Raw genomic sequence first — 14,561 nt, forward strand, 5'->3', positions numbered from 1 at the left:
CAAACTCATTCAAGGTCTGTCTTTGAGTCCACAAAACCCCTTGGGTGTTGTATGGTTAAGCCTCACGGGCAATTAGTACAGGTTAGCTCAATGCCTCGCAGCACTTACACACCCTGCCTATCAACGTTCTAGTCTTGAACAACCCTTAAGGACGCTTATAGCGTCAGGGAAAACTCATCTCAGGGCTCGCTTCCCGCTTAGATGCTTTCAGCGGTTATCGATTCCGAACTTAGCTACCGGGCAATGCCATTGGCATGACAACCCGAACACCAGAGGTTCGTCCACTCCGGTCCTCTCGTACTAGGAGCAGCCCCCTTCAATTTTCCAACGCCCACGGCAGATAGGGACCGAACTGTCTCACGACGTTCTAAACCCAGCTCGCGTACCACTTTAAATGGCGAACAGCCATACCCTTGGGACCGACTTCAGCCCCAGGATGTGATGAGCCGACATCGAGGTGCCAAACACCGCCGTCGATATGAACTCTTGGGCGGTATCAGCCTGTTATCCCCGGAGTACCTTTTATCCGTTGAGCGATGGCCCTTCCATTCAGAACCACCGGATCACTATGACCTGCTTTCGCACCTGCTCGAATTGTCATTCTCGCAGTCAAGCGGGCTTATGCCATTGCACTAACCACACGATGTCCAACCGTGTTTAGCCCACCTTCGTGCTCCTCCGTTACTCTTTGGGAGGAGACCGCCCCAGTCAAACTACCCACCAGGCACTGTCCGTAATCCCGATTCAGGGACCAACGTTAGAACATCAAAACTACAAGGGTGGTATTTCAAGGACGACTCCACCACATCTAGCGACGCGGTTTCAAAGTCTCCCACCTATCCTACACATGTAGGTTCAATGTTCAGTGCCAAGCTGTAGTAAAGGTTCACGGGGTCTTTCCGTCTAGCCGCGGGTACACTGCATCTTCACAGCGATTTCAATTTCACTGAGTCTCGGGTGGAGACAGCGTGGCCATCATTACGCCATTCGTGCAGGTCGGAACTTACCCGACAAGGAATTTCGCTACCTTAGGACCGTTATAGTTACGGCCGCCGTTTACCGGGGCTTCGATCAAGAGCTTCGACCGAAGTCTAACCCCATCAATTAACCTTCCGGCACCGGGCAGGCGTCACACCGTATACGTCATCTTACGATTTTGCACAGTGCTGTGTTTTTAATAAACAGTTGCAGCCACCTGGTATCTGCGACTCTCGTCTGCTCCATCCGCAAGGGACTTCACTGATAAGAGCGTACCTTCTCCCGAAGTTACGGTACCATTTTGCCTAGTTCCTTCACCCGAGTTCTCTCAAGCGCCTTGGTATTCTCTACCCGACCACCTGTGTCGGTTTGGGGTACGATTCCTTACAATCTGAAGCTTAGAGGCTTTTCCTGGAAGCATGGCATCAATGACTTCACTACCGTAGTAGCTCGACATCGTATCTCAGCGTTAAGAAAGTCCGGATTTACCTAAACTTTCCGCCTACGTACTTGAACCTGGACAACCGTCGCCAGGCCCACCTAGCCTTCTCCGTCCCCCCATCGCAATTGTAAGAAGTACGGGAATATTAACCCGTTTCCCATCGACTACGCCTTTCGGCCTCGCCTTAGGAGTCGACTTACCCTGCCCCGATTAACGTTGGACAGGAACCCTTGGTCTTCCGGCGAGGGAGTTTTTCACTCCCTTTATCGTTACTCATGTCAGCATTCGCACTTCTGATACCTCCAGCAGCCCTTACAGACCACCTTCAACGGCTTACAGAACGCTCCCCTACCCCACATACCCTAAGGTACGTAGCCGCAGCTTCGGTGTATAGCTTAGCCCCGTTACATCTTCCGCGCAGGCCGACTCGACCAGTGAGCTATTACGCTTTCTTTAAATGATGGCTGCTTCTAAGCCAACATCCTGGCTGTCTGAGCCTTCCCACATCGTTTCCCACTTAGCTATACTTTGGGACCTTAGCTGGCGGTCTGGGTTGTTTCCCTCTCCACGACGGACGTTAGCACCCGCCGTGTGTCTCCCGGATAGTACTTACTGGTATTCGGAGTTTGCAAAGGGTTGGTAAGTCGGGATGACCCCCTAGCCTTAACAGTGCTCTACCCCCAGTAGTATTCGTCCGAGGCGCTACCTAAATAGCTTTCGGGGAGAACCAGCTATCTCCAGGTTTGATTGGCCTTTCACCCCTAGCCACAAGTCATCCGCTAATTTTTCAACATTAGTCGGTTCGGTCCTCCAGTTGATGTTACTCAACCTTCAACCTGCCCATGGCTAGATCACCTGGTTTCGGGTCTAATCCTAGCAACTGTACGCCCAGTTAAGACTCGGTTTCCCTACGGCTCCCCTAAACGGTTAACCTTGCTACTAAAATTAAGTCGCTGACCCATTATACAAAAGGTACGCAGTCACACCACGAAGGTGCTCCTACTGCTTGTACGTACACGGTTTCAGGTTCTATTTCACTCCCCTCACAGGGGTTCTTTTCGCCTTTCCCTCACGGTACTGGTTCACTATCGGTCAGTCAGTAGTATTTAGCCTTGGAGGATGGTCCCCCCATATTCAGACAGGATATCACGTGTCCCGCCCTACTCGTTTTCACTGATGATGAGATGTCGATTACGGGGCTATCACCCTCTATTGCGGCACTTTCCAGAGCCTTCATCTGTCTCATTAAAAGCTTAAGGGCTAATCCAATTTCGCTCGCCGCTACTTTCGGAATCTCGGTTGATTTCTCTTCCTCGGGGTACTTAGATGTTTCAGTTCCCCCGGTTTGCCTCCTGTTGCTATGTATTCACAACAGGATACTTACTTATGTAAGTGGGTTTCCCCATTCAGGAATCCCAGACTTAAAGGTTATTACTACCTAATCTGGGCTTATCGCAAGTTATTACGCCTTTCATCGCCTCTGACTGCCAAGGCATCCACCGTGTACGCTTAGTCACTTAACCATACAACCCGAAAGGGTCTTGTGTATGGCAACTAACCAAGGTTTTTGGTTGTCATTAAGAAGGGTTAATTCTCAATGACTGTTTGCCGGACTCAATGTGAATCAAACTAAGTTTGATTCGAATACAAGACACTTGAATGTGTTTGTTGTGTTTATACCGTTCTTATTAAATAAGAGCAGATAAACATTGAGAACTTTTAAATTTGATTGAATTACTCGTAAGTAAATCAATCAGTCAGCTTTCCAAATTGTTAAAGAGCAAGAGTTTTTCAAGTTTTAAACTTTCAAAACCATTTTTAAAAACTCTCCGAGGAGAATGCTTAAAGATGGTGGGCGATACCGGGCTCGAACCAGTGACCCCCTGCTTGTAAGGCAGGTGCTCTCCCAACTGAGCTAATCGCCCATGATAGTTTCTTTTGTCTTCACTTTTTAAAAAGTGAAAATAAAAGCCATCCTTACATGGAGAAAGAATGGTGGAGCTATGCGGGATCGAACCGCAGACCTCCTGCGTGCAAGGCAGGCGCTCTCCCAGCTGAGCTATAGCCCCATATTTTTATTTCCTTGGGAGGAAATGGTGGGCGATACCGGGCTCGAACCAGTGACCCCCTGCTTGTAAGGCAGGTGCTCTCCCAACTGAGCTAATCGCCCCAAATTTTATTTCCTTGGGAGGAAATGGTGGGTCGTGCAGGATTCGAACCTGCGACCAATTGATTAAAAGTCAACTGCTCTACCAACTGAGCTAACGACCCAATGGTATCCCGTAGGGGAGTCGAACCCCTGTTACCGCCGTGAAAGGGCGGTGTCCTAGGCCTCTAGACGAACGGGACACTGCTAATTTATCTCCACTTTAAAAAGTAGAAACAAACTTCGAAGAACCTTGGGAGTTCTTCTTCTCTTTACTTTTCTAAACCTAATCAATCTGTGTGGACACTTATCGTGAATATCTTCGTATAAGGAGGTGATCCAGCCCCAGGTTCCCCTAGGGCTACCTTGTTACGACTTCACCCCAGTCATGAACCACAAAGTGGTGAGCGTCCTCCCCGAAAGGTTAAACTACCCACTTCTTTTGCAGCCCACTCCCATGGTGTGACGGGCGGTGTGTACAAGGCCCGGGAACGTATTCACCGTAGCATTCTGATCTACGATTACTAGCGATTCCGACTTCATGGAGTCGAGTTGCAGACTCCAATCCGGACTACGACGCACTTTTTGGGATTCGCTTACCATCGCTGGCTTGCTGCCCTCTGTATGCGCCATTGTAGCACGTGTGTAGCCCTACTCGTAAGGGCCATGATGACTTGACGTCGTCCCCACCTTCCTCCGGTTTATCACCGGCAGTCTCCCTGGAGTTCCCGACATTACTCGCTGGCAAACAAGGATAAGGGTTGCGCTCGTTGCGGGACTTAACCCAACATTTCACAACACGAGCTGACGACAGCCATGCAGCACCTGTCTCAGAGCTCCCGAAGGCACACCTGCGTCTCCGCTGGCTTCTCTGGATGTCAAGAGTAGGTAAGGTTCTTCGCGTTGCATCGAATTAAACCACATGCTCCACCGCTTGTGCGGGCCCCCGTCAATTCATTTGAGTTTTAATCTTGCGACCGTACTCCCCAGGCGGTCTACTTAACGCGTTAGCTCCGAAAGCCACGGCTCAAGGCCACAACCTCCAAGTAGACATCGTTTACGGCGTGGACTACCAGGGTATCTAATCCTGTTTGCTCCCCACGCTTTCGCATCTGAGTGTCAGTATCTGTCCAGGGGGCCGCCTTCGCCACTGGTATTCCTTCAGATCTCTACGCATTTCACCGCTACACCTGAAATTCTACCCCCCTCTACAGTACTCTAGTTCACCAGTTTCAAATGCAGTTCCGAGGTTGAGCCCCGGGCTTTCACATCTGACTTAATGAACCACCTGCATGCGCTTTACGCCCAGTAATTCCGATTAACGCTCGCACCCTCCGTATTACCGCGGCTGCTGGCACGGAGTTAGCCGGTGCTTCTTCTGTTGCTAACGTCAAGAGATAGCGCTATTAACGCTACCCCCTTCCTCACAACTGAAAGTACTTTACAACCCGAAGGCCTTCTTCATACACGCGGCATGGCTGCATCAGGCTTTCGCCCATTGTGCAATATTCCCCACTGCTGCCTCCCGTAGGAGTCTGGACCGTGTCTCAGTTCCAGTGTGGCTGATCATCCTCTCAGACCAGCTAGGGATCGTCGCCTTGGTGAGCCATTACCTCACCAACTAGCTAATCCCACCTAGGCATATCTTGACGCGAGAGGCCCGAAGGTCCCCCTCTTTGGCCCGTAGGCATTATGCGGTATTAGCCATCGTTTCCAATGGTTATCCCCCACATCAAGGCAATTTCCTAGGCATTACTCACCCGTCCGCCGCTCGACGCCCATTAACGCACCCGAAGGATTGTTAGTGTCGTTTCCGCTCGACTTGCATGTGTTAGGCCTGCCGCCAGCGTTCAATCTGAGCCATGATCAAACTCTTCAATTTAAAGTTTTGATTACCTAAATTAATAGGTGTGACTCAACGAATACTGACTTCAAAACTAATATTCATTCGCCTATTCGAAAATAAACAAAGAACATGTAATTCTAAAGCTATTACCATTCCAACAGAATGATAATGAATTGACTGTGCCAAGTCCTAAGACTTGATTGGTCACTCAGTTCATTGAAATCAATTTGTTACCGTAGTAACTGCCATTCCTGAGAATGACGTTTTGATATTCATCAACGAGTGCCCACACAGATTGATAGGTTTAAATTGTTAAAGAGCTTTGCTTATCGAAACTTTCTTTTTACAAAGAAACCCTTGAAAGCGGACGTGAATTCTAGCGATTTAATCTTAAGTGTCAAACACTTTTTAAAATTAATTTCTTTCGAACTTTCCGTCTTACTGATTACTGCTGAAGCCTTGTGGCGTCTGCCGTGTCAGTGAGGCGGCATTATAGAGATCATCGAAAACATGGCAACCCCTTTTTTGATAAAAATTCAAAAAACTTGCTTAACTGGCTACTTTTACGTCAAAAGGTTCTTTCGTAGCTCAAAGCTCATACAATAATGGGTGTATTACTTAAAACTTTGCGATTAGATCTTTCGAAAAAGCCTCTATATCTAGCTCAATACTCCATTTCTCACTCAGTTCTAGGATGTTATCTAGCGATTGTTGAACTGTTTTTATCGTCAATGTGTTGTTGTCTAGGTCGTATACCTGTTTTTGCGTGGTGTAATAGAAGTAAAGGACGGTCAGTGCGTCTCGGTCTCCTTGCTCAGCTTTGGGTTGAATACGCTTGAGCTTGCGATAGATTTGATTATGGATTTGTTTAAGGTTCCACACATAAAGTGCTTCTTTGAAGTAGTCATGCCCTTTTACACGACTCGCGATAAATGCATTCAATGCAACTGATAAGATCACACCTAATACATTCAAGTGGAAATTACCTGTCGATTCGCCAGCGATTGATTGTCCTGAACCGAATAGGTCAATCAGTATGGTTCCGAATACAATAGCGAACACGGCGAGTGAACCAACCAACGAAACCAACAGCAGGTTCATCTTCTTTCTGTATTCTTCTTTATTGATCTTCTGTAACTTCATCGACTACTTCCTTCTGCAAGCCACCTAATAATTTGCGCATACTATCTACGTAAACATTGGGTCGCTTCAACCCTTACCATCTTGTAATGTGGTCATTCTCTATTTAATACGTAGAGTTCTTCTGGCTGGCGCTATACGCAACTCTATTTGACTTCATTAATAGAAAAGAGTTACATACCGCCACAATTTTGGTTATTCATCAATTCATGTTGATAAAGCCCGTTTCGCTTTATCACATACTGACAAGGTACATTCCATGCGTTCATTTGTATTACGCGCTCGCGCAGCCCCTACAGAGAGCAAACTTATCTTAGAAGGTGTTGGGCAAGATGCTCATACTGAGATTCTGGCTCATACTCTGATGAACACGATCTTCGTTGCTCAATCTCACCGTGAGAATGTCACCGTACACCTTGTATTAGAAAGTACTAAAGACTTTTCACGTACGATTACATTTGATTCAAACGAGATCACCAACATTGGTGGCTTCCATGAGTCTGCATTGTTATCAGCGGTAGTAAGAGCGGTTGACGCATCTCAAGGTATGACAAAAGAGCAGACTTGTCAGGTTGAACCGGGCATCATGGTTCGTACTATGAGTTTTGAAAAGCTGTTAAAAGAGCTAGCTGAAGACCACCAGCTGTACATGATGGATAAGAAAGGTGACTTTATCCGTGATGCAGAGATTGCTGAAAACCCATGTTTCCTTCTAACTGACCACATCCCTATGCCGAAGAAGAGCTACAACAGCTTAAAGCGTCTGGGAACAGAGAAAATCAGTTTAGGTCCGAACATGTTGTTCGCTTCTCAGTGTGTGGTGTTGATCAACAATGAGCTTGATATTCGCGGTTTCTAACTCGAAAGACACAATGACATTTAACACAACACAGTGAACAAAGCCCGGTTATTCGCCGGGCTTTTGATTTTTTGGATGCAGAGAATCACTTCTAGTTTATCGCTAGCTTGACCCGTCACATCAGATCTCGCATTAACGTCTCATATTGTTCCGACACCAATACCACCAGATGATTAAGCTCTTTTGCATCTTCCTCTGCCAATAAAAGTTGCCAATCTGTCTGTTGACCACTTTCATCTCGTCCAAGCACTTTCGTCTTCCCTTTTTCAGCTTCAAAAGACAAATGGTTAAAGTCTGTATCATGATGTTCATGAGACTCTAAAATCTCAAACTCTAAATTTCCGGTTGGCTTTACTTGAATGTGGGCATGAAAATGTTGCTGATTCTGTAACTCATATTCCCTATGTATTGCGAACATACTCCCTCCTATAACCTCAATCTAAGCTCGTAAGCGATCTGCTATAAATTACCCGTTATTCATAGGTTTCCCCTGAACAGCAAGTATCTATACAAAGTGTAGGCTTCAGATTTCGGTACTAGAGCAAAATCAGCCTGCTGTTTGATACTAGACAAAATAGCGTTGAGTATTGTGACACTTCGATTGATCTTTCTTGACGGGTATAACCGATCTCAGGAGTCCAATAAAACTGACCAAACAACCAATTTATAAAACTTGCGCTTCGTTCCATTTCTACTGCCTGTTGGTCTGACCTTTGCGAATAAATAGACATTTCTCTCCAACCTTTTGATTCGACAGTTATACTTCCGATAAATCCGGTGAATTAATTTAAGGGAATGTATGTCAATTTTTACCGTATTCTTCTGTGGAACAGGATCCAACTCAGAAGACAACAATCACAAAAACTATGTGTCTGGCGAATTGATTTCGACGTTAGCAAAGAATGCAACGGGCAGAGACATGATTGACTACATTCAAGTAGATGGGGTTGGTAGTGGCAATCAGAACGAGTGGTTGAAGCAAGGCAAAGATGACACCTACTCAGCAGTGAGAGGAACGCTGCAGGGCAAAGGCATTGATAGCAATATGCGCCATGTTCTGAATATCTTGCGTGGAAACCAACAAGATAAGAATGACTATATGAAGCGAGCGAAAGGACTGCTCAGTGAGTCTCGTCCTGCCAAATCGGCTTGGCCTTTTGCAACCAACCAGAAATATCAAGATTGGTTGAAAGATTCGCAAGAATTAGCCGCTGACCTAAAACACGGTATTGCAGCGCGCCAACAGAACATCGCGATTGAGCGCCAAAGTAAACCAATTAGCCAAGTGAACATCGTAGGCTGGAGCCGCGGTGGTGTCAGTTGTTTTGAATTGGCGAACCGTATGCTCAAAGATCCCGAACTTAGCCACATCCCAGTAAACATCTTTGCATGTGATCCCGTACCCGGAGGGATGAACGCATTCAAGGATTACAAATCACTCGGAAAAAACGTTAAACAGATCGTGTGTGTTTTCGCTGAAGACGAACGTTCACTTGCTTTCAAAGCAAGAATGCCCCGCTTGTCCCCTTCAACTAAATACTACACAACCTATATGCCTGGTCGACACGGTACTTTAGTTGGTAATGCCAATACCTCTGGCGGAAGCAAAGGGGCGGGATTACTTACAGGCCCCGGCCTCGTCACACGAGACTTCATGGAGAAGGTGTTAACCGGTTGGGGAACCCAGCTTAAAGCGAGTACAACATTAAACTTCTCCCGACAACGCATCATCGAGTTATACGAGCAGATGCGCAGTCACGAAGAGTACTTCAATAAAATGCACGGCATGACTTACACAGCAAAAAACCGACTATTATGGACAAGTAAAGATCGAATCGGTCAGCAGAGAGAGCGTCGCTACGGCATTCCAATGTATCGTTTTCAGTTCCCCGGAATCACTAACAATTATGGCGATGCAATTAATCGTCACCACTGTGATGTGTTAGCGACTAATGCTTTCGCAGCACACGGTACTTCGGCGGCACTACCAAACCCAGTCTGATAATTACGCTTTGTTTAACACATTTCAGGTCGGGGCAACTCAAACAGAAAAAGAGCTCAACTAAGTGAGCTCTTTTTTGTTATCTATATCTTGTTATCAATCGGGTTATCTAGGAATCAGACCTGATTAACCAAAGATGAAGCTGTATAGGAAGCCTGCACCCATCGCCATGCTTAGGATAACGAATAGGAATGCTGCAATCATTTGGTTTTTGAAGATTGATTTAAGCAGGATAACTTCAGTCAAACTTGCACCTGCACTACCAATGATCAATGCCATTACCGAACCTAGCGCCATACCTTTTTGTACTAGAGCTGCACTTAGTGGGATTACCGCTTCAGCACGAATGTACAGTGGAATACCAATCACAGCGGCTACGGGAATCGCATACCACATACCTTCACCAGCGTACTCTGCAATTAGGTCTGTAGGAATGAAGCCGTAGATGAATGAACCAATCGCGATACCCATCATTAGGTAAGGGAAAACTTGTTTGAAGTCTTTCCAAGTTGAGAACCAAATTCTCATCCAACGGCTAGGCTCGTTCTTCTCTACGATTTCAGCAGTCGCGCTTCCATCAGTTGAGCAGCATGAAACAGTAACTTGTGGCTCTTCTTTCTTAGAATCGCAGCAAGATGTCTCTTTTGCCATTACTGGTGCAGGTTCACCACATGCACTTGTGCCACATGAAGATTCAGCTTTTACTGGTGCTGCTTTCTTAGGAGCAGAGTCACCACAGCTAGTACCACAGCTTGAAGAAGAACCTGTTGATTCATACGCTTCTGCTTTCACGTAACGCTCAAAGCCTAGCTTCTCTAGTGCGTAACCTGCCACTACAGATACTGTCATTGCTACTAAGAAGTAGAACACGGCTACTTGCCAGCCGAACGTAATCACGAACAGACCAATGATCACAGGGTTCAATAGTGGGCTACCGAATAGGAACACCATCATTGGACCGAAACCCGCTCGTGCACGCAGCAACCCTTTTAAGAAAGGAATGGTCGAACATGAACAGAAAGGCGTAATCGCACCCAGTAGCGCTGCAACCACATAGCCCTTACCGTTACGCGAACTCAGAATAGATTGAATCTTCTCTGGTGTAAGAAACTCTTGCAGAATCCCAACAATGTAGCTGATCGCCAAGAAAAGGATGATTAGCTCGACTGCTAAGAAAGCGAACATATCAAGTGCGTCTTTTAGCATTGTTAACATTTCATTGCTCATAATTAACTCCAAACAGGATTGAAGGCCGGACTCTATGAGGAAAGTAACCAACCCTTAATTTCGAATATTCTCGAATTATAGAAATATTTAGTAACAGATCAAGCTTTATTTCGATAAAAATCGAATTGAACTTCAAAAGAACGGATTTTCAATGACTTACATAATCACGCTTTTTACATTTGTATTTGGGATTCATTTCGACTATTATCGAAATTAAATCTTGAGGAGTTAATATGAACTTAGAAGTCGTTGCGAAAGCACTTAAAGAGTTGGGGCACCCTATCCGCCTAACTATCTATAAGAGTGTCGTTAAAGCTGGCTACCAAGGCATTGCAGTTGGCGGCCTACAAGAAGAACTCGGTATTCCTGGTTCTACCTTGTCTCACCATATTTCAAGCCTAGCGTCGGCAGGCCTAATCAGCCAAAGGCGTGAGGGAAGAACCTTATTCTGCGTGGCAGAGTATGAATGCCTAGAAGGCGTGATTGATTTCTTACAAGACGAGTGTTGCGTGAATGAACAGTGTAACTAAAGCACCTTCGAATAAGGCACCTTTGAATAGAGCCTCTTTGGACTTAGAACAGGTTTGGGCTGAGTACCAACAAGCGTTAAAGTCTTTTTTGCATTCTAAGGTCAACAACACCGCTGATGTTGACGACTTGCTTCAAGAAATCTTGATTAAGACGTATCAGAACTTAGACAAAGTCAAAGATGCAAGCAGTGTGAAATCGTGGCTATTCCAACTCGCTAATCACACCATTATCGACTTCTACCGTAAACATGCTCGCCAACAGCGTGACAGCCAAATTGATGCTGAAGATCTTTGGTTTGCCGATTTAGACCACGACACTGAGTTTAAACAGAAGCTTTCATTGTGTATTGAGCCGTTTATTCAAGCATTACCAGAACAAAGTTCATCGCTACTGCTTGCTGTTGATATCAAAGGCCAAAGCCAGAAAGAGATCGCAGAGGCACAAAACATAAGCTATTCAACGGTGAAATCTCGCGTTCAGAAAAGTCGCGGGGATCTTAAGAACCTATTTGAACAGTGCTGTAATTTGTCACTGGATAAGCAAGGCAATGTGATTGATTGTGAGCTTAAGTCGGACGCCGATTGCGGTAAGTGCTAATAGATGTACTGATATTAGTTAGCTCAAACCCGTTATTGAAATAGAACAAAGCCAGCAATTGATGCTGGCTTTGTTGTTTTCATAATCTGTAAGTCAGTTGGCTTAAGCTAGCCTAGTGCTTGAGCGAACCAAGAGCTTGGGCGGACTTAGCTACGCGGCTTCCGCTTTGACGACCGGTTGATAGCGCCCCGGTTTATGGTTCATCGCCAAAATCAAGTTGGTGACTATCGCGCCCAGTACAGACAACAGAACCAATGACACATCAACGATAAACAGTGACAGCACAACAATCGTGCAGTCTAGTGCCATCTGAACCTTACCCGCACGAATTCCAAAACGTTCTTGTAGGAACAACGCCAGAATGTTGAAGCCACCCAAGCTCATCTTGTGACGGAAGATCACCAGCATGCCGGTACCAATTAAACCACCGCCCAATAACGCTGCATATAATGCATGAATTTCGGCAATCTGAATCACGTGATACAAATGATCCACGGCGAACGAAACAATCGAAACGGCAATAAAGGTATTGATAGTGAAGCGCCACCCCATACGAGCGACAGACAAAATATAGAAAGGTAAGTTAAGTGCGAAGAATACTTGGCCAAAGCTCAAGTCTGTCACTTTAGTAATGAAGATAGCTAGACCAGCCGTGCCTCCGGTGAGCAGACCGACCTGATTGAAAAAGATAACGCCGAGTGATACCAATGCGCTACCTAAGATCAGCGCCAGTAAGTTTTCGCGAAGGTTATGATCTTTATCCATGTGAATGACTCTCCCTGAATCTTTTAACATCGCGTTTCAGTCAGTTGAAACGATTTACGCCCAAATTTACGATGTTTATCAGATAAGTCGAGCGAACAGCCGATCTTGCGAGGTGATTAGTTTGTATATTAGTTTTTACAGTTTTGTGAAATGTCTCAATAAAGCAATCAGTTACGAACATGAAATTAAGTATCTATTCTGAATTACACACTTCTACCGTTGAATCGGTGAGCTTAGCGTTTTCTTATTTATTGGTCATGTTTCATCCCAATTCCAGCAACGCATCAATCCATGGATAGAACTATGCATAAAACGCATAAACTAAATCACAAATGGTCATTTGATACATATCTCACTCGTCATTATGATGCGCGACTTCTTACAACATAGAGCGCATGTAAACACCTTATGTTTTCACAATCTCTTTTTGCCCAACTGGCCAGAATGACGTTATTCCTCGTCATTAGTTTGGTTATTGTGCATCACAGTCAGCCATTGATTGATCTCTTGGCTCAGCATGCCGTAAGCAGTGGTTGCCACCAGCAGTCAGGGCATGATCATTCTGGGCACGAACATCACCATGAGATGACTGACCAACACATGTCAGCGCAAGACCACTCACATCACCACCATTAATTTAAGAGTATTAGAATGAGCATTTTCCGTTTTCCTTTACTGGTATGGCTTGGGATCGGCACACTTATTATCAGTCTAGGGATCAGACAATCATTCGGCATTTTTATGATGCCAATTTCAGAGCATTTCGGCACGGGGCGAGAGTTTTTCAGCTTCGCTATTGCTCTACAAAACCTTTTGTTCGGTGTGTTCCAACCTTTTGTTGGTATGGCCGCTGACAAATGGGGAGCAAGACGCATCATTATTGCAGGCGCATGTGCTTACGGTTTGGGTTTACTTCTTACCTCAATTTCTACCGAATCAAGCATGCTTTACATTTCATTGGGCGCACTGGTTGGCCTTGGATTAAGCGCAACAAGCTATGTGATTGTGTTGGGTGCTGTCGCGAAAGTAGTACCCGCAGAGCATGCCGCTAAAGCGTTTGGCTTAACCACAGCTGCCGGTTCATTTGGTATGTTCGCGGTGATTCCGGGCGCGCAATATATGTTGAACGAATTTGACTGGCAGAGTGCGATGCAAGTGTTTGGCGTATTGTGTTGCTTGATGATCTCTTTTGCACTGTTCATGCGTGCGCCAAAAGCGGCATCAAACAAACAGGCACAAGCTGAAGACAATCAAACATTGAAAGAAGCGTTGTCTGAAGCGTTCTCTAACAAGAGTTACTGGCTGATTCATGCAGGCTTCTTTGTGTGTGGCTTCCACGTGATGTTTATCGCAACACACTTACCAAGTTACTTAGCAGACAAGAATTTACCTGCGAGCAGCGCAGCGATGGCACTGGCTTATGTCGGTATCTTTAACATCTTCGGATCTTACTTCTGGGGTGTGATGGGCGATAAATTCAGCAAGCGTCATGTAATGTCGGCATTGTATTTAGTGCGTACAGTAGTTATTGGTGCGTTTGTGACTCTGCCAGTAACGGAATCAACCGCAGCTATCTTTGGTGCGGCCATTGGTTTCTGTTGGCTAGGTACGGTTCCACTCACTTCGGGTTTAGTTCGCCAAATCTTTGGTGCTCGTTACCTATCGACTTTGTATGGCTTGGTATTCTTCACTCACCAAGTAGGTAGTTTCTTAGGCGCTTGGGTTGGTGGTCGTATTTACGATTACTACGGATCTTACGAGCCAATTTGGTGGTCAACGGTGGTATTGGCATTTGCAGCAGCGCTTATCCATTTACCAATCAATGACAAGCCGATTGAGCGCATCAAATTGGCAATGGCTTAACATTTAACGCTGACTCCCCCAGCAGCGAAAAACGATAAGCAATCCAATAAGAGAGTGGATATTGAAAGGAGCGCATCCTGAGATATTCACTCTCTTTTTTATTGGGCGTTGAAATCGAAATTATAACTAGCGAAAATTGCATAAACCTCACTGAATAATAAGACT

General features: G+C 45.6%; 10 protein-coding genes, 5 tRNA genes and 2 rRNA genes. 6 read left to right on the top strand and 11 right to left on the bottom strand.

Annotated features, from left to right (window positions below; translation table 11 throughout):
• Positions 1-51 precede the first annotated feature (51 nt).
• The 8 genes from OCV12_RS24630 to OCV12_RS24665 all read right to left on the bottom strand — a co-directional run bounded on the left by OCV12_RS24630 (position 52) and on the right by OCV12_RS24665 (position 6,555).
• Positions 52-2,943: ribosomal RNA gene (locus tag OCV12_RS24630) — 23S ribosomal RNA — on the bottom strand.
• A gap of 326 nt (positions 2,944-3,269) precedes the next feature.
• Positions 3,270-3,345: transfer RNA gene (locus tag OCV12_RS24635), tRNA-Val, on the bottom strand.
• Between the two features lie 68 nt (positions 3,346-3,413).
• A tRNA-Ala gene (locus tag OCV12_RS24640) sits at positions 3,414-3,489 on the bottom strand.
• Between the two features lie 25 nt (positions 3,490-3,514).
• Positions 3,515-3,590 (bottom strand) — tRNA-Val (locus OCV12_RS24645).
• Positions 3,591-3,615: 25 nt separating this feature from the next.
• Positions 3,616-3,691: transfer RNA gene (locus OCV12_RS24650), tRNA-Lys, on the bottom strand.
• A 2-nt stretch (positions 3,692-3,693) separates the two neighbouring features.
• Positions 3,694-3,769: transfer RNA gene (locus tag OCV12_RS24655), tRNA-Glu, on the bottom strand.
• A gap of 124 nt (positions 3,770-3,893) precedes the next feature.
• A 16S ribosomal RNA gene (locus OCV12_RS24660) occupies positions 3,894-5,448 on the bottom strand.
• Together the 16S and 23S rRNA genes with 5 tRNA genes alongside form the textbook arrangement of a ribosomal RNA operon.
• A 582-nt stretch (positions 5,449-6,030) precedes the next feature.
• Positions 6,031-6,555 (bottom strand): DUF3087 domain-containing protein, encoded by a 525-nt coding sequence (locus tag OCV12_RS24665; protein ID WP_261886502.1) that lies wholly within the window; start codon positions 6,553-6,555, stop codon positions 6,031-6,033.
• A 256-nt stretch (positions 6,556-6,811) separates the two neighbouring features.
• On the opposite strand from OCV12_RS24665, the gene trmY reads away from it, so the two are divergent.
• Positions 6,812-7,411, top strand: coding sequence for a tRNA (pseudouridine(54)-N(1))-methyltransferase TrmY (gene trmY, locus OCV12_RS24670; protein WP_261886503.1), 600 nt, complete (start codon positions 6,812-6,814; stop codon positions 7,409-7,411).
• Between the two features lie 115 nt (positions 7,412-7,526).
• Here the strand turns inward: trmY and OCV12_RS24675 are convergent, their stop codons facing one another.
• Positions 7,527-7,829, bottom strand: a complete 303-nt coding sequence (locus tag OCV12_RS24675; protein ID WP_076656387.1) for a hypothetical protein — start codon at positions 7,827-7,829, stop codon at positions 7,527-7,529.
• Positions 7,830-8,210: 381 nt separating this feature from the next.
• Between OCV12_RS24675 and OCV12_RS24680 the strand changes: the two genes are divergently transcribed.
• Positions 8,211-9,413 carry a hypothetical protein gene (locus OCV12_RS24680; RefSeq protein ID WP_261886504.1) on the top strand — a complete coding sequence of 401 codons (1,203 nt, stop codon included), beginning with the start codon at positions 8,211-8,213 and terminating at the stop codon, positions 9,411-9,413.
• Between the two features lie 126 nt (positions 9,414-9,539).
• Here OCV12_RS24680 and OCV12_RS24685 read toward each other — a convergent pair whose 3' ends face one another.
• Positions 9,540-10,640 (bottom strand): permease, encoded by a 1,101-nt coding sequence (locus tag OCV12_RS24685; protein ID WP_261886505.1) that lies wholly within the window; start codon positions 10,638-10,640, stop codon positions 9,540-9,542.
• Positions 10,641-10,873: 233 nt separating this feature from the next.
• Between OCV12_RS24685 and OCV12_RS24690 the strand changes: the two genes are divergently transcribed.
• The gene (locus tag OCV12_RS24690) at positions 10,874-11,170 is read left to right on the top strand and encodes an ArsR/SmtB family transcription factor (protein WP_004733042.1); all 297 of its coding nucleotides are present in this window, start codon (positions 10,874-10,876) and stop codon (positions 11,168-11,170) included.
• Positions 11,154-11,768, top strand: a complete 615-nt coding sequence (gene sigZ, locus OCV12_RS24695; protein ID WP_261886506.1) for an RNA polymerase sigma factor SigZ — start codon at positions 11,154-11,156, stop codon at positions 11,766-11,768. Before OCV12_RS24690 ends, sigZ begins: the two co-directional genes overlap by 17 nt.
• Positions 11,769-11,918: 150 nt before the next feature.
• Here the strand turns inward: sigZ and OCV12_RS24700 are convergent, their stop codons facing one another.
• The gene (locus tag OCV12_RS24700) at positions 11,919-12,533 is read right to left on the bottom strand and encodes a YitT family protein (RefSeq protein WP_017065874.1); all 615 of its coding nucleotides are present in this window, start codon (positions 12,531-12,533) and stop codon (positions 11,919-11,921) included.
• 408 nt (positions 12,534-12,941) lie between these two features.
• Here OCV12_RS24700 and OCV12_RS24705 point away from each other — a divergent pair, with 408 nt between their 5' ends.
• A complete protein-coding gene (locus OCV12_RS24705; RefSeq protein WP_076668359.1) occupies positions 12,942-13,169 on the top strand; it encodes a hypothetical protein in 228 nt (75 codons plus the stop codon).
• Between the two features lie 15 nt (positions 13,170-13,184).
• Complete coding sequence (locus OCV12_RS24710) at positions 13,185-14,396, top strand: MFS transporter (RefSeq protein WP_261886507.1); 1,212 nt, start codon at positions 13,185-13,187, stop codon at positions 14,394-14,396.
• Positions 14,397-14,561: the final 165 nt, after the last annotated feature.

Origin of the sequence: Vibrio pomeroyi, assembly GCF_024347595.1 — a bacterium.
Taxonomy (GTDB): Bacteria; Pseudomonadota; Gammaproteobacteria; order Enterobacterales; family Vibrionaceae; genus Vibrio; species Vibrio pomeroyi.

Bases quoted from the DNA above. Each gene is read 5' to 3' on its own strand.
- sigZ (WP_261886506.1), top strand. From the start codon at position 11,154: ATGAACAGTGTAACTAAAGCACCTTCGAATAAGGCACCTTTGAATAGA.
- OCV12_RS24680 (WP_261886504.1), top strand. From the start codon at position 8,211: ATGTCAATTTTTACCGTATTCTTCTGTGGAACAGGATCCAACTCAGAA.
- OCV12_RS24710 (WP_261886507.1), top strand. From the start codon at position 13,185: ATGAGCATTTTCCGTTTTCCTTTACTGGTATGGCTTGGGATCGGCACA.
- OCV12_RS24690 (WP_004733042.1), top strand. From the start codon at position 10,874: ATGAACTTAGAAGTCGTTGCGAAAGCACTTAAAGAGTTGGGGCACCCT.
- OCV12_RS24685 (WP_261886505.1), bottom strand. From the start codon at position 10,640: ATGAGCAATGAAATGTTAACAATGCTAAAAGACGCACTTGATATGTTC.
- OCV12_RS24700 (WP_017065874.1), bottom strand. From the start codon at position 12,533: ATGGATAAAGATCATAACCTTCGCGAAAACTTACTGGCGCTGATCTTA.
- trmY (WP_261886503.1), top strand. From the start codon at position 6,812: ATGCGTTCATTTGTATTACGCGCTCGCGCAGCCCCTACAGAGAGCAAA.
- OCV12_RS24675 (WP_076656387.1), bottom strand. From the start codon at position 7,829: ATGTTCGCAATACATAGGGAATATGAGTTACAGAATCAGCAACATTTT.
- OCV12_RS24705 (WP_076668359.1), top strand. From the start codon at position 12,942: ATGTTTTCACAATCTCTTTTTGCCCAACTGGCCAGAATGACGTTATTC.
- OCV12_RS24665 (WP_261886502.1), bottom strand. From the start codon at position 6,555: ATGAAGTTACAGAAGATCAATAAAGAAGAATACAGAAAGAAGATGAAC.